Source organism: Variovorax sp. P1_G12 (assembly GCF_056405555.1).
In genome coordinates this window covers 359,348-375,423 of the sequence record NZ_JBFUBW010000002.1, presented here as the reverse complement: position 1 = coordinate 375,423, position 16,076 = coordinate 359,348, and the positions used below count along the sequence as shown (strand labels likewise).

Sequence of the window (16,076 nt, the reverse complement as noted above, 5' to 3'; positions counted from 1 at the left end):
CGCCTCAGGCGCGCTGCAGGCGGTACAGCGCGTCGCGATAGATCCGGTACACGGGGCCGATGCTGTCGAGCGAAACCCGCTCGTCGGCCGCGTGGATGTTCTCGCCGTGCAGGCCGAAGCCGCACAAGGCCGGCACGCCCAGGCCGTGGAGGTAGTTGCCGATGTTCGACGGTCCCACCACGGTGGTCGGAAGATCGAGGCCGAGTTCGGCGCGGCCGGCCTCGCGCAGCGCGGCCACCATCGGGTGGGTGTCGGGCACGCGGTAGGCGGGCCAGCCGGCGGTCCATTCGATATCGCTGGCCGGCGCGGGCGCGTATTCGGCGTCCTGCCGCTCGACCGTGCGGCGAACCAGCGCGCGCGCGTGCTCGTCGGTGAAGCCCGGCGTGAGCCGCAGGTCGAGGCGCAGTTCGCACAGGTCGGGCACCTGGCTGTAGCCGCCGTCGCCGGCGTGCATGCCGGTCAGCGTCAACTGGGGCGGGAGCCCGAAGGCATCGTCCGCCGCCGGCAGTCCGGCCGCCTCGAGCGCGCGCGCGAGCGCGGTGGCGCGGGTGATCGCGTTCAGCCCGCGCTGGCGGGTGGCGCCGGAGTGCGCGGCGATGCCGTGCACCGCGAGGCGCGCGCGCAGGAAGCCGCGCCCGCCGGTGACGATCCGCTGCATCCCGGGGTAGCCGATGATCACGCCGTTCGGGCGGGGCGCTGGTGCGCCATCGAAGGGGTGGTCGAAGAAGGCGCGCGCGCCGCCGAAGCGGCCCGAATGCTCGTCGAGGTCGAGCAGCACGCCGAGCCGGCCGGCGAAGCGATCCCGCGCCTGGCTGAATTCCTGCAGCAGGTGTGCGAACAGGGTCGCGCCGCCCTTGGAGTCGGCGCTGCCGCGCCCGTAGAGCCAGCCCTGCGAGATCCTCGGCTCGGTCGGCGGCGAGGTCCAGGTGGCGGCCTCGCCGAAGCCCGCGGTGTCCAGCGTGGCGTCGAGCACGGTCCAGGGGCCGCCGGCCTGCCCGCCGCGCACCTCGGCATAGAGGCCGAGGGCCTTGCCGTCGGCGCCGCGCAGCCGGCGGAAGGGCAGGCGGCGCGCATCGAGCCAGCCCTCCATGCAGTGCACCACCGGCCCCGGCGCGTCGGTGCCGGCACGGCTGGGCGTGCGCACCAGCGACTGGAGCAGCGCGACGATCGAGTCGGCCGGGACGACGGGGCTTGGCATGCGCGGCTATTGTGCCGCCGGCGCCAGCAGCGCGTGCAGCATGCGCTGCGCGTTGAGCGGCAGCGCATCGAGGTCCCGCACGCAGGCCAGCAGGTGCCGCGCGGCCCAGGCCTCGGCGATCGGGATGGCGCGGATCTCCCTGAGGGACGGGGAGCGGTCCGCCGCGGCCTTCGGCACGATGCCGACGCCGATGCCCTGCGCGACCATCCGGCAGACCGCCTCGAAGCTGCGCACCCGCACCCGGTAGGCCAGCCGCTTGCCCAGCCGCCGGGCGTGCTGCGCCACGTGCGCCTGGAGCGGGCTGCCCTCCGCCAGGCCGATGAACCGGTCATCGACCACCTCTGCCAATGCCACGCGCCGGCGGCGCGCCAGCGCATGGCCGCGCGGCACCACCAGCACCAGGTCGTCGCGCCGGAACACGAAGTGCTGCAGGCCCTCGACGTCGACCACGTCGGAGACGATGCCGATGTCGCAAAGCCCGGCGCGCACCGCGTCGACGATGTCGGTGCTGGCCTGTTCTTCGAGGTCGACCGACACGCGGGGATGCTGCGCCAGAAAGCGGCCCAGCGCCTCGGGCAGGTGCTCGGTCATCGCCGAGGTGTTGCACAGCAGGCGGACGTGGCCCTGCAGGCCGGCGCCGTAGTCGCCGAGTTCGCCGCGCAGGCGCTCCATCTGCTGCAGCACCAGCCGCGCGTGGTGGACCAGCGTGTGTCCGGCTTCGGTCGGCTGCACGCCCTGCCTGGAACGCAGCAGCAACGGCGTGCCGAGGTCGGCCTCCATGCCGAGCACGCGCTGGCTGGCGGAGGCCAGCGTCATGTGCGTCTGCGCGGCGCCGCCGGTGATGCTGCCGGCCTCGACGATGTTCTCGAACAGCCGCAGGTCGGTGAGGTCGAATCGCATGCCGGCAAGGTACCACGGTAGCCCTCAGTCTGTGCCTGAGGCAGGGTGTGCAGGTTCCGCATTTTCAAGTGCCGCGAGGGCCGCGACACTGGCCCGATGCTGGAATTCGATTTCTCCCTGTGGGCGCTGATGGCGGCCGTCTTCGTGCTCGCGGGCGTCGTCAAGGGCGTCATCGGGCTCGGCCTGCCGACGCTGTCGATGGCGCTGCTGGCCGTGTGGATGCCGCCGGCGGCGGCGGCCGCGCTGTTGATCGCGCCGTCCCTCGTGACCAATCTCTGGCAGCTGCGGCCGTGGCCGAGCGTGCTGGGCATGCTGCGCCGGCTCGGCGGCATGCAGCTCGGCATCGTCGGCGGCACGCTGCTCGGCGCCTGGTGCTTCGGTGCCCCGGCCGGTTCGGGCGCGATGCTGGCCCTTGGCCTGGCGCTGGCCGCCTATGCGGCCTGGGGGTTGCTGGGGCGCCCGCTCGATCTGCCTGCGCGCCATGAAGCCTGGCTGGGCCCCCTCGCGGGCGCGCTCACCGGCGCGATCACCGCGTTGACGGGCGTGTTCGTGCTGCCCGCCGTGGTCTATCTGCAGGCCCTGAGGCTGTCGCGCGACGAGTTGATCCAGGCGATGGGGCTGTCGTTCACGAGCGCGACCTTCGCGCTCGGCTTCGCGCTGGCGGGGCAGGGCGGCTATTCGGCGCCATGGGTCGGCGCCTCGCTGGCGATGCTGGTGCCCGCGCTGGCGGGCATGGTGCTGGGCCAGCGGCTGCGGCTGCGGCTTCCCGTGGCCGTGTTCAAGCGCTGCTTCTTCATCGGGCTGGCGCTGCTGGGCCTCTACATGGTCGGACGCGAACTGCCGCGTTGAGAAATCCCTGCCTCGTCGCACAATGCAAGGCGCGACGAATTGACCAGACAAGGAGGACGCATGTCAATGCACGTACTGTGGGACACCGCGATGGCGAGTCTGGCGTCATCGATCTCCACGCCGGCCGGCGTCGTCGCCGTGTGCTCGGCGGCGGTGGCCGGCGCGCTGGTGGTGGTCAGCTCGTTCGTGAAGACCATGATCCCGCTGCGCTGTCTCGCGGTGGGAGGCAACCTCGGCTTCCTGGTCTACGGGGCGCTGCATCCCTCGCTGATCATGATGCTGCTGCACGGGGCGCTGCTGCCGATCAATATCTGGCGCACCGCGGAGATGGTGCGTCTCACGCGCCGCGTGACCGCCGCGGCGGCGGAAGACGACCTGTCCGGGGTCTGGCTGCGCCCCTACATGCGCAGCCGCCGCCTGAAGGCCTCCCACGTGCTGTTCCGCAAGGGGGACGCCGCCAGGCACCTGTATTTCCTCGCCTCGGGACAGATCGAATTCGTCGAGATCGGCGAGCTCATGGAGGCCGGGCGCCTGTTCGGGGAGATCGCCTTCTTCGCGCCCGACAAGCGCCGCTCGCTGACCGCGCGCTGCGTCACCGACTGCACCGTCCTGAGGATCGACGAAAACACCTTCAAGCAGCTGTATTTCCAGAATCCGGCCTTCGGATTCCAGGTCGTGACCCTGGTCACGTCGCGGCTGATCGCCGACCGCAAGCGACTGGAATCCCTGATGGCGGCAAACACACCGCGGGCACCAGGGGCGCCGGGGGCACCGGAGACGGTCGCCCTCGGCACTTGAGCCCTCAGGCCGGCGCCGGGGCAGATCAGACGCAGGCGCGGGCCGCGCCGAGGATCATTTCTTCGGACGGCAGCTTGCCGATGCCGGCCAGCCCTTCGCGGGCGCATTCGATGTCGTGCCAGCGCACGATGCCTTCGCGGTCGATCATGAACATCGCCTTGAGCTGCGGCCATTGGCGGTCGACGTCGCCCAGGTCGGTCGGCGTGCAGGCATAGCCGTCGAGTTCGGTCAGCACCTTGGCGGCTTCCGAGATCGGCAGCGGCTCGGGCAGCTCGCCGGTCGGATTGACGCGGATCTCGTCCAGGGCCTGTATCAGGGCGGGCGTCGCCTCGGGCTTGGGCACCCGGTAGGCGCGGTGCGTCGACAGGGCGGGGTCGGACGCCAGCCGCAGCGGGGTCGGCCGGAACTTGAAATAAAGCCGCGCGTTCTCGGGATCGGTGGCCACCACCACCAGGCTCTCGACCCCCAGCGCCTTCAGCTTGACCTCGAACTTGCCGAGCTGCACCAGTTGCCGGCGGCAGAACGGGCACCACAGGCCGAGCATCAGCGCGAGGAACACGGGGCTGCGTCCGCGGTAGTCGGCGAGCGATATGGTTTCGGGGCCGGCCACCGCAGGCAGCGCGAAGTCCGGGGCTGCTTCGCCCGGTGCCACGGGGGATTCCATCTGGGAGGTCATGTCGAAACTCCTTCCGGCAGGTTCAGCAGAGAAACGGAAGCACCATCAGGGCGTCGGGTTCGAGGCCGGCGCGCTCGCAAACGGCCTGTGCCTTGGCCAGATAGGTCTCGGCCTGCGCCATGCGGCCGGTGTCGAGGTACAGCGTCGCCAAACCATCGTAGCAGGGAAAGAGAAGCTGGGGCTCGTCGATCTGCTCGGCCAATTGCAACGCCTCGTTGTAGGACACGAAGGCGCGCGCATGGTCGCCGTGGCATTGATAGATCTGGCCCAGCACGATCAGCGGCACCGCCAGGTGATCGAGCAGGCCGAGCCGGCGGTCGAGGCTGGCGGCGGCGCGCGCGGCCTCGATGCCTTCGGCTTCGCAGCGGTTGGTCAGCGCGCAATAGGCGACCGCGAGATTGGCATAGAGCCGCGACTGGAAGCCGAGATCGCCGACCTTGCGCGCGGTCTCGAGCCCGCGCAGGCAGGTCTCGATGCTGCGCTGCGGATCGAGCGACGCATACAGCACCCCGAGGTTGGTGTAGCCCCGGCAGGCCGCCTGCAGCAGTTGATGAGCCTCGGCCTGGGCGACGCTGCTCTCGATCTGCGCCACCGCCTCGGAAGGCCGGCCCAGCCGCGCCAGCGCGACGCCGAGCGTGTTGCAGGCCTCGGCGCGCACCACGGTGGCCTCGCGTTCGCGCCCGAGCGCATCGGGGGGCAGTTCGGCCAGCGCGCGCTGCGCCAGCGTCAGGGCGGTGGCGCTGTCGCCGGCGCGGAAGGCGAGCCGGCCCATTTCCTGGAACAGGTGGGCGCGCTCGATCGGATCGCCGTCCGGCCCCAGGCCTTCCAGGCCGGCGCTGAAGCAGGCGCCGGCGCGCTCGCGCTCGCCGGCTTCCCAGTGCAGCCCGCCGATCTTGCGCAGCGCGCGCGCGGCCCGGACCGGGTCGTGCTGCTGTTCGGCGCCGCGCTGGACGAGGTCGTACTGCGCCAGCGCCTCGGCGCGCCGGCCCTGGAGCCCGAACAGGTCGGCCAGGCGCTCGCGCGCGTCGAGCGTCGCGGCCTCGATCACGGACACGGCGGCCGGCGTGTCCGCCGGGGCCTCGGCCAGCGTGCGCAGCGCGCGCTCGTAATGGCGGATGGCGTCGTCGTTGGCATAGACGGCGCGCGCGCGGTCGCCGGCGGCCAGCAGGTAGTGGGCGCCGCGCGCCTTGTCCGGCGACAGGCTCCAGTGGTGGCCGAGGGCCTCGAGTTCGGCCAGGCGGCGCGGGCTGCGGGCCTCGCCATCGGCACTCGGCTCCCGATCCGCAAGAAACGTCGCTTCCAGGGCCTGGCCCGCCCGCTGGTGCAGCTCGGTGCGCCGCGCCAGCAGCAGGTTCTGATAGGCGACCTCGTGCAGCAGCGCGTGCGTGAAGCGCCAGCGGGGTCCGCTCGCCGCCCCGGCCCGGATCAGATCGGCCGCCGCCAGCCGGCCCAGCGCCGCTTCGGTCGACGGCGGGTCGCTCGCGATGCGCTGCAGCAGCCCGGCATCGAACTCGGCGCCCAGCACGGCCGCCTCCTGCAGCATGCGGCGGTCCCGCGCGTCCAGCCGGTCGATGCGCGACAGCAGCAGGCCGTACAGCGTCGACGGGACATCCACCGCCTCGTGCGTGGCCTCGCAGACCCAGCGCTCGCCCTGGCGCACCAGCAGGCCGCAGCCGGCCAGGCTGCGGACGATCTCCTCGACGAACAGGGGGTTGCCGCCGGCGCGCGCCGCCACCAGTTCGCGCACTGGCGCCAGGCCGTCGTCGGCCGCGGCGCCCAGCAGGTGGCTCACCAGCGCGCCGGCGTCTTCGTCGTTCAAGGGGCCCAGCTCGACGATCGAATGCTCGGCCCGCAGCGGGCGCAGCGCACGGGCGTCGGGGCGCTGCGCGGCCAGCAGCATCAGCGGCCGGTCGGCCAGCTGGTCGATCACCTCGCGCAGCAGGTCCATCGACGCTGCATCGGCCCATTGCATGTCGTCGATCACGATCATCACCGGCTGCCGGGCCAGCCTTCGCTCGAGCAGCGCGCGAGCCGCCAGCGTGATCTGGCGCTGCAACTGCTCGGGGTCGATGTCGCGCGGGCCCGTGTCCTCGATCCCGAGCAGGTGGCTCACCACCTGTTCGACCGCATCGACCTCGTCGGCGTCGGCGCCGAGGGCCTTCAGCCCCTCGTTGAGCTTGCGTCGGGCGACTTCCAGCGTGTCAGCGGCGTCGACCCGGTAGACCTCGCGGAACAGCGCGCCGAAGGTGCCGTAGGTCGGCTCGCCGTGCGACGAGCAGGTGGTGCGGCGCACGCCCGTCGCCGCCAGCCGGGGGTCGCTTTCGAGCCGCTGGAACAGTTCGGCCAGCAGGCGCGACTTGCCGGCGCCGGCCTCGCCGACGATGCCGACGAGCTGGGCCCGGCCGCCCTGCATGCGGTCGAACGCGGCCACCAGGCGATCGATGGCTTCGGCGCGCCCGACCAGCGGCGCCACCAGCCCGAGTTCGGCGAGACCGCGCGCGGAAACCGCATCGGTGCGCAGGCCGCGCAGGCAATGGACCCGCATCGGCCGCGCCTTGCCGCGCAGCGCCAGCTCGGCGGCCGGCTCGAAGTCGAAGCGGTGCCGCACCATCGCGTGGGTCGCCTCCGACACCAGCACCGTGCCCGGCAGCGCGGCGGTGAGCAGCCGCGAGGCGGTGTTCACGGTGTCGCCGGTGACCGCATAGGCGCCGCCGGCACCGCTGCCGAGGCTGCCGGCAACCACCGCCCCGGTGTGGACGCCGATGTGCAGCGTCACCGGGCGGCCGAGGCGCGCGGCCCACTGCCGGCTCAGCCGCTCCACGCGCTGCATCATGTCCTGCGCGGCCTCGAGGGCGCGCAGGGGGTCGTCCTCGTGCGCGCGCGGGGCGCCGAACACCGCCATCACGGCGTCGCCGACGAATTTCTCGACGAAGCCGTCGCAGCGTGCGATGGCCTGCGCCAGGGTCTCGAACAAGGCGTTCTGGAAGCTGCGCACGGTCTCGGGGTCGAGTTGCTCGGCCAGCGAGGTGAAGCCCGTCAGGTCGGCGAACAGCACGGTGACCTGGCGGCGGTCGGCCAGCGGTTCGGGCTCCGCCGGGCGAGGATCCGCCAGCCGCTGCCCGCAGTGCGGGCAGAAGGACGAGGAGGGCGGCACTTCGGCGCCGCAGCCGGTACAGGTCGTGGTCATCGCGAGTCCCGAGCCCGGATGCTGCGCCAGTTCGGGCGCGCGCGCCACCGGGGCGCCCCGGTGGCGGCGTTCCCAAGGCCGGCGGAATCCGCCATGATGACCGCCCGCCACCATGGAATTCCTCAAGTTCATCCGGTCACTCGAAGCGCTGCTGTACGAGGTGATGGCCTGGCTGGTCTTCTATCCCCGCACGCTGTGGCGCGTGCTGCGCCATCCGCTGGCGCTGGCAGCGCGGGTGGAGTCCGAGATGAGCGAGAAGGCCGAGGACCCGTTCGACGACCTCGTGAGTCCGCCGCTGTTCCTGGTGCTGTCGATCCTGCTGGCGCATGCGCTCGAGATCAGCCTGCACGCGAGCCTGGCGCCGTTCACTTCGGGGATGCCGAAGGAGCTGCCGTCTTCCGACACCAGCCTGCTGATCTTTCGCGCGCTCACCTTCAGCCTGTTTGCGCTGCAGATGGCGTGCGGCCTGCTTCGGAGGCAGCGGCGGGAGATCGATCGGCAGACGCTGCGGCAGCCGTTCTTCCTGCAGTGTTTCTTCGCTTCGCCTGTCGTGCTGACGCTCTCGCTGGCGTCGGTGTTCGGCCGGCTCGGCTTTCAGCTCCCGGCCGCCGTGCTGGCAATCGGCGCGCTCGCCTGGTACCTCGGCGTCGAGGCGGAATGGTTTCGCACCCGCCTCGGCATCGGCCGCCTGCGCGCCTTCGGCATCGTCTGCAAGCTCGCGCTCGTCGTCTTCCTGCTGGCCTTCGGCATCGCGTTCCTGACGCTGGGACCCGCGGCGCAGTGAGGGGTGCCGATGTCCGCACCCGAGGCGCTCATCACGATGGACGGTGCCCTGACGCCGATGGTGGTCGGACCGTCGGGGCGACGTCGTTCAGTCAATGAAGCAATGACGGGTTGCCCATCGCTTGACGTGACCCAGGCACTCCTGCATCAGCTCCGGCTGTCCCAGGTAGTAGTGGGTAGCACCCTGGATCTGGACGAACTCCTTGTCGGGTGTCGCGAGCGCACTTCGGATGATGGGGTTGTGGGTGGCCGGGACGGCGTCGTCGGCCTGGTTCTCGATCTGGAGCACCGGCGTGCGGTGGATGCGCGCCGCGTTGACCGCGCCTTTGATGTTGGAATGGTCGTAGGACCATTGCGACAGCCAACTGCGCAAGCTCGAGAAGCGTGCAATCCCCGCCGGTCCGTTGTTGACCACCCGCGGATCGCCCAGGTAACACCAGTTGGCTCGACGCCCGTTGGGATCGACCTTGGGGTCGAGCCAGCGAACGTCGCACATGGTCCGGTGCACCACGAAGCCACGCTCCTTCTCCACGCCGCCTCGCTTGAGGCGCTCCAGCGTCTCCAACACCCAATGGCTGATGCGCCGATTGCGGTCGATCTGGGCCTGGCGAAAGCGGGCCACGAACTCGCTGTCGTAAGACGGCTGGTGCGGGCATTGCGGATCGTAGATGTCCATCTCCAGCAGACGATGGTCCGGGTCCAGTTCGTCGGTGATCGACGGGTCCAGCCATCCCGTGAGCGTCTCGGCCCGACTCAGGTGCGCTGCGATGAAGATCACACCGTCGGCGGGCGGCAACCGGGCGCTTGTCAGGTCGTAGAGGTCGCCGGCAGGTGTGTGGGTGATCGTGGGAGACTCGGCCTGCGCCTGGTAAAAAAGCGACAGTGAACCGCCGCCAGACCAGCCGACCAGGATCACCTTCTCGTAGCCCCAGACCTCGCGTGCTTCGCGAACGTGCACGCCCATGTCGAAGGCGACCTTCTCCATGATCAGCGCAGAGTCGTTCTTCGGGTAGCGGCTGCCGGCGCACAACACGTGCACGCCGGCCTCGGCCATGGCGATGGGCATCGGCAGCATCTCGCAGGTGGCAGCGGGGTGCATGAAGACGTACAGCACCTTGGATTTGACGCCGCGCGGAATCATCAGCTGACTTTGCAGGATCACCTCGCCCTGGGTGCCGCTGAAGCCATAGGTCTCCGCCATGGCGATCGACTCCTTGAAGCGCAGGATCACCGGGATGCGATCGAACGCATGGCGGGCCTGGCCGTCGGGCTTCGTTGCGGCGCCATCGTGAGGCGCCTTCGGAGCGGCCGGGGAAGTGGTGGTAGCTTGGTCCATGGTGTGAGGTCCTTGGGGGCAAAGAGCAGCCTTGCAATCGGCGCCACCTTCAATCGGTCGCAGCCACCGGGTTTCGGGAACGCCAGTCGCTCTTTTCCCGGATCCAGTTGGCGTGATTCGCGTGCGCGGACTCGCGTTCGCGGCGGGCGAATTCCTCTGTCTCCGTCGCAGTGGTCAACTCGAGGCGAACGCCGTTGGGGTCCATGAAGTAGATCGATTCGACAAATTCGTGATCGATCGGCCCCATCACTGCCACGCCGGCGGCCTGGAGATTGGTTTTTGCCGTCTGCAGTTCCGCCAGCGAATTCACGCGAAGCGCGAGATGGTTGGTCCATGGCTGAGGTGCCACCAGCGCCGGATCGTCCGGCGCCTCGAGCAGATCGAAGAAGGCGAGGAACGAGCCGTCCATCATCTGGAAGAAGAAATGGCTGTAAGGGCAGCGCGCGCCGCTGCCGCGCAGGGTTTCGACTCGGATCACGTGCACCAGCGGGCAACCCAGAATGTCTTCGTAGAAGTGGCGGGTTTCTTCGGAATCCCGGCAGAAGTATGCGAAGTGGTGCACGCCCTGGATGGGTACGCCGAGACGAGACGTGGGCGTGGGGGTATTGAGTGACATGTTCGTGTCTCCGAGTGTTGCGCCGGTCAGGATCGGCGTTGTTGTTGAACAAAGGGTTGAAGAAGTGCCGAGCGCGCTTCAGGCTTGCCGCGCCGGCACCAGCACTTGGCGTGGTTGCACTTCCCGTCGCTGGCGCAGCCAGCGAATGGAGCGCCCGCCCAGCGGACGCTGCAGTCGCGCCTCGGCGTAACTCACGGCATCCAGGAGCCCGTCCGTGGCGATGCCTGTCGCAAAGCCGCTGCGCTGCGCCATGAGCACCAAGTCCTCGGTGGCGACGTTGCCGGCGGCGCCGGGCGCGAAGGGGCAACCGCCGATGCCGCCAACGCTGGCATCGAAGCGGCGCACTCCCGATTCGAGCGCGGCCCAGGCGTTGGCGACGCCCATGCCGCGCGTGTCGTGGAAATGGACGGCGAGCTGCCCCACCGGCACCACGTCTCGCAGCGCACGCAGGCGCTCCTTCACCTGACCCGGCGCGGCGGACCCGATGGTGTCGGCGATCACGATTTCGCCGGCACCTGCCGCGTGCATGCACGCAGCGAGTCGCATCACCTCCGACAGGGGGGTCTCGCCCTCGAAGGGGCAGTCGAAGGCCACCGCCACGTAGGCGCGTGTGCGCAAGCCGAGACGCCGGGCCTCTGCGAGGGTCCGCGCGCTGACGTCGGTGGCTTCCTGCAGCCCCATATGGATGTTCCTGCGGTTCATGGTCTCCGTGGCCGAGAGCACCACGGCGATCTCCTGTGCCCCGGCCGCATGCGCGCGTTCCAGGCCTTTCAGGTTCGGCACCAGCACCGAGCTGCGCAACTGCGGCAGCGCTTCATTCAACCGGCAAACCAGTTCGCTGGCATCGGCCATCTGCGGCACCGCCTTGGGCGACACGAAGCTCGTGGCCTCCACGCTCTGCACGCCAGCGGCTGCCAGAAGGCGGATCAACTCCAGCTTGGATTCCGTGGAGAGGTGCACCTGCTGGTTCTGCAGCCCGTCGCGCGGGGCGACGTCCGTGATGTGGATTCTTTCCATCGCGCGGCCCCTCAGGCGATCGCGCCGTCGCGCCGCAGTCGATCGAGTTGTTCCGCCGAGTAGCCGGCCAGTTCGGACAGCACGCCTTGCGTGTGCTCGCCCAGCGCGGGCGGGCAGGAAAAGGGCTTCGCGGACGCGGCGGAGAGTTTGATGGGATTGCCCGGCATGCGCAGGGTCTCGCCGGTCTTGAGGGGCACCTCGACCACCATGTCGCGCGCACGCACCTGCACGTCGTTGAGAGCCTGCTCGAAGTTGTTGACCGGGCCGCAGGGAATGCGAGCGGCATGCAGGCGCTCGAGCCAAAAGGCGGTCGATTGCTTCTGGAGTTCGGCGCCGACCAGCGCATCGATCTCTGCCTTTGCCGCGTAGCGCGCAGGCTGCTGCAGGTACTCGGGCTTGCGCAGGGCCGGCAGGTCGATGAAGTCGACGAAGCGTTCGAAGAACGGATCGCCGATGCACGCGATGATGATGTGGCCGTCGGCCGTCGGATAGCTGTTGTAGGGCACATGCACGAAATGCCCGTTGCCGATGCCGGCGGGCACATGGCCGGACATCAGATGCATGGTCGCCATGTAGTTGAGCAGGGAGATCTGTACATCCAGCATCGAGATGTCCACATGCTGGCCGCGGCCGGTGTGCTCGCGCTCGGCCAGCGCCGCCAGCACGCCCATGGCCCCGAACATGCCGCCGCCAAGGTCGCCGATCGGGATGCCACTGCGCGTGGGGCCGGTCTCGGGGGTGCCGGTGATCGACATGCCACCGCCCATGGCCTGCACCACCTGGTCGAAGGCCGGGCGGTTGGTTTCGGGGCCGGTCTGGCCGAAGCCGGTGACCGAGCAGGTGACGATTCGCGGGTTCACCTGCGCCAGCGACGCGTGGTCGATGCCCAGCCTTGCCGTCACGCCGACGCTGAAGTTGTCGAACACCACGTCGGCCTGCCGCACGAGGTCGAGAAACACCGCCTTGCCAGCCTCGCTCTTGAGGTCGACACACACGCTTTCCTTGTTGCGGTTGAGCGTCAGGTAATAGGCGCCCATGCCGTCGCGAGCGTAGTCGGGGTCCTTTTCCAGCAATCGCCGCGTGCCCTCGCCGGCGCCGGGTGGCTCGACCTTGATGGTGCGCGCTCCCAGGTCTGCCAGGAGCATGGTGCCGTAGGGGCCCGAGAGCATGTGGGTCAGGTCGAGGATGGTGATGTGTTCGAGTGCCAAGGGGATGTTTCCAAAGAGAGCAGTCCCTCTTCGTATCGCATGAGGCATGCCAACCGCTGATGAGCCCGTAACGTGTTGATTTTCAAAGACTTGTTGAAAGTGACGCTTTGATTGACGGTTTCATGCGACATTAGTGAAACACTTGAATGTCTCATTGAGACACTGAATCCCATGGCCGCCAAACCCCTTCATCGAACGCGCCTGCCCCGGCTGTGCTTTCTCGGCTACCGGCAGATCCGTGAACTCGCCATGCCCGTGGTCATGGAATACGTCGGACGCGCGGACATCGAAGTGGTGGACGGCACCTTTGACGGCGCGTTGGCGATCGCGCGAGACCGCGTCGAGCGCGGCATGGTCGACGCGTTCGTCAGCGCCGGCTCCAACGCCAGCATCCTGCGGGCGGGACTGGAGGCGCCGGTGGCAACGATCCAGCTTGACGGCTTCGATCTGTTGCAGGCGCTGATCAAGGCGCGCCGCATCTCGAGCCGCGTCGGCGTGGTGACGTACGGCCAGATCATCCCTGAGCTGGACGCAATCAAGGATCTTCTCAACCTCGAGATCCAGCAGCACGCCTACCGGACACCGGAGGACGCCCGCCAGCAATTCGAGCAATTGCGCCGCGACGGATTCGACGTCATCGTGGGCTCGAGTCTGGTGGTCGAACTGGCCGAGGAGGCCGGGTTGCATGGCTTCCTGGCCTATTCGCTGGCCAGCATCCGCAAAGGATTCGAGGATGCCGTCGAGCTGGCGCGGGTGGCCCAGCTCGAGGCAGGTCGCTACGAGCAGCTCAACAGCGTGCTGCACAACCTGCAGGAGGCCGTGCTCGCCGTCAACCGGGACAACTGCATCATCGCGGTCAATCCGCCAATGCAGCAGCTGTTGGGCACGCCGCATCGGCCCTTGCTGGGCCAGCGCCTGGACCTCCTGGAGCCCGAACTGTCCCTCCAAGCCACTTTGGACACGGGCACCGAAGCGCGTGCCGCGGTGCAGCGCTTTGCCCGCCGCGACTGGATCGTCAACCGCACCCCCATTCGCGAGCACGGCGAAATCGTGGGCGCGGCCATCACGCTGTACGACGCGCGAACCATCCACGAAGCCGATACCACCCTGCGGATTCAGCAGCGTCGCCATCAGAATGCCGCGAAGTACGGCTTCGCAAGCCTGGTCGGTCAAAGCCCCGTCTTCGTTCGCGCCGTTGCCACGGCGCGCCGCTTCGCAAAGACCGATCTGGGCGTGCTGATCGTTGGCGAGAGCGGTGTCGGCAAGGAGCTCTTCGCCCAGGCGATGCACAACGAAAGCGCACGCGCCGACCGGCCTTTCGTTGCGGTCAATTGCGCCGCCTTTCCGGAAACGCTGCTGGAGAGCGAACTGTTCGGCTATGAGGAAGGTGCGTTCACCGGATCGCGCCGCGGCGGCAAGCGCGGACTCTTCGAGACAGCCCACACGGGCACCTTGTTCCTGGACGAAATCGGCGACATGCCGCTGTCGCTGCAGACCCGGCTCCTGCGCGTGCTGCAGGAGCAGGAGATCACCCGCCTGGGTGCGACGGCCCCCGTTCCCGTGGATGTGCGCGTGATCGCCGCGACGCATCAGCCACTGGAGGAGATGATCGCAGCGCGGCGATTTCGGCAAGACCTCTACTACCGCATCAATACCCTGCGCCTGAGCATTCCGCCCCTGCGAGATCGTGGTGACGATATCGCCGAGCTTGCGCAGACCCACGTGGGGCGTTGCCTCCATCGACTGGGCTCTCGCATGGACGCCGTGGGCGCGCTCGCACCGCTGCTGCCCCGCTTCGTCGCGTGCGACTGGCCGGGCAATGTGCGAGAGCTGGAGAACATCTGCGAAAGAGTCGCCGTCTTCCTGCTGCAGTTCGAGCGACTCGAAGACATCCCCTATGACGAACTGCGGCTCGACTGCCCCGAACTGTTCGAGAAGCATCCGCCCGCGACACAGCCACTGGGCGAGCGCGTGCTGGAGGCCCTTCGCATTTGCGAAGGCAATCGCCAGCGTGCTGCTCGGCATCTCGGCGTCAGTCGCTCGACGCTGTGGCGTTGGCTACGCGAATTGAAGCTCGATGCAAAGGCGCATGAAAGCGCCTGATGGCGCTTGGAAGATCCGTCGCCAACCGGCTGCTTCGAATCAGAAGTTGTGCCGGATACCGAAATCGTAGCCGGTCGAGCTCTTTGGCTGGGTGCTGAACAGGCCCCACACAGTCATGGCACCGCCATCCTTGTCGTGCACATAGCCCACCGTCGCATACAAGGCCGTACGCTTCGACAGGTTGTACACGTAGCCGAGGGCCCATTTGTAGGCGGACGGGTTGCTGACGCCGAGGCGGTTGAAGTCGTATTTGACCTGGGCGTAAGTCGCGCGAATCAGGCCAGGACCCACGGGCACGGTCGCACCAATCAGATAGCCGTTCAGATCGATGTCATGCACGGGGTCTGCCGGAGTGACCTTGTAATCGACGTGGGCCTTGGAGTCCGTGTATTCAGCGGAGAGCTTCACGACGCCGAAGTCGTACGAAGCGCCGAGGTTGAAGTTGTCCACCGAGGTGGTGGTGCCGACGAAGAAGTTGTCGCCGATGGTGTTCTGGCTGTAAGAAGCAGCAACGTCCAGCGGGCCGCTGGTGTACCCGAAGCGGCCGCCGGCGTAGCGGCCAGCGCGCTGAGTGTTCGGTGTGTTCGGCGTGAGGGCGCCAGGATCGAACTTGGTGGCTTCGGGGAAGGAGTACATCAGCTGGCCATAGAAACCACCGAGACCCGGGGGCAAAAAGTAGCCGACGCTGTTGCTGGCGCGAATGTAGTTGTTGCCGCCACTGCCGGCGATGCCGTTGTTGTTGAACGGGGTGTTGGCCATCAGGAGCAGGCTGCCTCCCGACCCGATGGTGTAGAACGGATCGAAGACCACGTCGTTCCATACAGTCGGCGTGTAGTCACGGCCGAGGCGGACTTCACCGAGGATGCCCGACAGGCTCACCGTCGAACGACGGCTGAAAAATTGGACCGCCGATCCGGCGCGGCCATCGTCGTTGTTCAGTTGCGACTCGAGCCAAAAACTGGCGGCCAGGCCGCCACCGAGGTCTTCCGTGCCACGAAAGCCCAGACGGCTCGAACCGAGGCCCGAGTTCGACAGCGCCCACTGGGTGGTTGTCACGCCGGCAGTGCTTTCGTTCCGGTAGTAGCTGACGGCAGCGTCCAGAGTGCCGAACAAGGTGACGGACGACTGAGCTGAGGCGACACCCACGAGGTTCAGTGCAGCCAGAGCAATTAGCGTTTTTTTCATTTCAAGTTCTTCAAGTTTGGATAGAGATGCCTGGCACCCTTGTCTCCCCCTGTCCGCCGAGCCATCTTCCTTATGGGAAGCTGGCGCGAAGGCACGCCAGACTTGTTTCATCTGGATTCCAAAGCCCTGCGAACTGCGACCAAAGTCGCTGTTCGTTGCAGGTCTCAATGGGATGGCGCTGCTGACGGGGGACTCTAGGCGGGGGCCTTCCCGCTGGGCA

At 68.4% G+C, this 16,076-nt stretch carries 13 protein-coding genes; 4 read left to right on the top strand and 9 right to left on the bottom strand.

Annotated elements, in window-relative coordinates:
• Window positions 1-4 precede the first annotated feature (4 nt).
• Window positions 5-1,198 carry a M20 family metallopeptidase gene (locus AC1D2O_RS03895; RefSeq protein WP_478086834.1) on the bottom strand — a complete coding sequence of 398 codons (1,194 nt, stop codon included), beginning with the start codon at window positions 1,196-1,198 and terminating at the stop codon, window positions 5-7.
• A gap of 6 nt (window positions 1,199-1,204) precedes the next feature.
• Window positions 1,205-2,098: a LysR family transcriptional regulator gene (locus tag AC1D2O_RS03890; protein ID WP_478086836.1), complete on the bottom strand. Its 894-nt coding sequence runs from the start codon at window positions 2,096-2,098 to the stop codon at window positions 1,205-1,207.
• Window positions 2,099-2,194: 96 nt separating this feature from the next.
• Here AC1D2O_RS03890 and AC1D2O_RS03885 point away from each other — a divergent pair, with 96 nt between their 5' ends.
• On the top strand, window positions 2,195-2,947 hold the full coding sequence (locus tag AC1D2O_RS03885; protein ID WP_478086837.1) for a sulfite exporter TauE/SafE family protein: 753 nt from the start codon (window positions 2,195-2,197) through the stop codon (window positions 2,945-2,947).
• Between the two features lie 60 nt (window positions 2,948-3,007).
• A complete protein-coding gene (locus AC1D2O_RS03880; RefSeq protein WP_478086839.1) occupies window positions 3,008-3,745 on the top strand; it encodes a Crp/Fnr family transcriptional regulator in 738 nt (245 codons plus the stop codon).
• Between the two features lie 25 nt (window positions 3,746-3,770).
• Here the strand turns inward: AC1D2O_RS03880 and AC1D2O_RS03875 are convergent, their stop codons facing one another.
• Window positions 3,771-4,421: a peroxiredoxin family protein gene (locus AC1D2O_RS03875; protein WP_478086841.1), complete on the bottom strand. Its 651-nt coding sequence runs from the start codon at window positions 4,419-4,421 to the stop codon at window positions 3,771-3,773.
• Between the two features lie 22 nt (window positions 4,422-4,443).
• On the bottom strand, window positions 4,444-7,656 hold the full coding sequence (locus AC1D2O_RS03870; protein WP_478156228.1) for an adenylate/guanylate cyclase domain-containing protein: 3,213 nt from the start codon (window positions 7,654-7,656) through the stop codon (window positions 4,444-4,446).
• A gap of 64 nt (window positions 7,657-7,720) precedes the next feature.
• Between AC1D2O_RS03870 and AC1D2O_RS03865 the strand changes: the two genes are divergently transcribed.
• Window positions 7,721-8,392, top strand: a complete 672-nt coding sequence (locus AC1D2O_RS03865; RefSeq protein ID WP_478086845.1) for a hypothetical protein — start codon at window positions 7,721-7,723, stop codon at window positions 8,390-8,392.
• Window positions 8,393-8,479: 87 nt separating this feature from the next.
• Here the strand turns inward: AC1D2O_RS03865 and AC1D2O_RS03860 are convergent, their stop codons facing one another.
• The 4 genes from AC1D2O_RS03860 to AC1D2O_RS03845 form a co-directional block, all read right to left on the bottom strand.
• Window positions 8,480-9,727, bottom strand: a complete 1,248-nt coding sequence (locus AC1D2O_RS03860; RefSeq protein WP_478086846.1) for an alpha/beta hydrolase — start codon at window positions 9,725-9,727, stop codon at window positions 8,480-8,482.
• Window positions 9,728-9,776: 49 nt separating this feature from the next.
• Window positions 9,777-10,343: a VOC family protein gene (locus AC1D2O_RS03855; RefSeq protein WP_478086847.1), complete on the bottom strand. Its 567-nt coding sequence runs from the start codon at window positions 10,341-10,343 to the stop codon at window positions 9,777-9,779.
• Between the two features lie 78 nt (window positions 10,344-10,421).
• Entirely contained in the window at window positions 10,422-11,360 is a 939-nt protein-coding gene (locus AC1D2O_RS03850) for a hydroxymethylglutaryl-CoA lyase (RefSeq protein ID WP_478086848.1), read from the bottom strand.
• A gap of 11 nt (window positions 11,361-11,371) precedes the next feature.
• Window positions 11,372-12,568: a CaiB/BaiF CoA transferase family protein gene (locus tag AC1D2O_RS03845; protein WP_478086850.1), complete on the bottom strand. Its 1,197-nt coding sequence runs from the start codon at window positions 12,566-12,568 to the stop codon at window positions 11,372-11,374.
• Between the two features lie 171 nt (window positions 12,569-12,739).
• Here AC1D2O_RS03845 and prpR point away from each other — a divergent pair, with 171 nt between their 5' ends.
• On the top strand, window positions 12,740-14,671 hold the full coding sequence (gene prpR / locus AC1D2O_RS03840; protein WP_478086851.1) for a propionate catabolism operon regulatory protein PrpR: 1,932 nt from the start codon (window positions 12,740-12,742) through the stop codon (window positions 14,669-14,671).
• Between the two features lie 39 nt (window positions 14,672-14,710).
• On the opposite strand, the gene AC1D2O_RS03835 is transcribed toward prpR, so the two are convergent.
• On the bottom strand, window positions 14,711-15,856 hold the full coding sequence (locus AC1D2O_RS03835) for a porin (protein ID WP_478156226.1): 1,146 nt from the start codon (window positions 15,854-15,856) through the stop codon (window positions 14,711-14,713).
• Between the last annotated feature and the right edge of the window lie 220 nt (window positions 15,857-16,076).

Coding starts and splice junctions, on each gene's coding strand:
- AC1D2O_RS03895 (WP_478086834.1), bottom strand. CDS start 1,198: ATGCCAAGCCCCGTCGTCCCGGCCGACTCGATCGTCGCGCTGCTCCAG.
- AC1D2O_RS03890 (WP_478086836.1), bottom strand. CDS start 2,098: ATGCGATTCGACCTCACCGACCTGCGGCTGTTCGAGAACATCGTCGAG.
- AC1D2O_RS03860 (WP_478086846.1), bottom strand. CDS start 9,727: ATGGACCAAGCTACCACCACTTCCCCGGCCGCTCCGAAGGCGCCTCAC.
- AC1D2O_RS03835 (WP_478156226.1), bottom strand. CDS start 15,856: ATGAAAAAAACGCTAATTGCTCTGGCTGCACTGAACCTCGTGGGTGTC.
- AC1D2O_RS03885 (WP_478086837.1), top strand. CDS start 2,195: ATGCTGGAATTCGATTTCTCCCTGTGGGCGCTGATGGCGGCCGTCTTC.
- prpR (WP_478086851.1), top strand. CDS start 12,740: ATGGCCGCCAAACCCCTTCATCGAACGCGCCTGCCCCGGCTGTGCTTT.
- AC1D2O_RS03855 (WP_478086847.1), bottom strand. CDS start 10,343: ATGTCACTCAATACCCCCACGCCCACGTCTCGTCTCGGCGTACCCATC.
- AC1D2O_RS03850 (WP_478086848.1), bottom strand. CDS start 11,360: ATGGAAAGAATCCACATCACGGACGTCGCCCCGCGCGACGGGCTGCAG.
- AC1D2O_RS03880 (WP_478086839.1), top strand. CDS start 3,008: ATGTCAATGCACGTACTGTGGGACACCGCGATGGCGAGTCTGGCGTCA.
- AC1D2O_RS03875 (WP_478086841.1), bottom strand. CDS start 4,421: ATGACCTCCCAGATGGAATCCCCCGTGGCACCGGGCGAAGCAGCCCCG.
- AC1D2O_RS03865 (WP_478086845.1), top strand. CDS start 7,721: ATGGAATTCCTCAAGTTCATCCGGTCACTCGAAGCGCTGCTGTACGAG.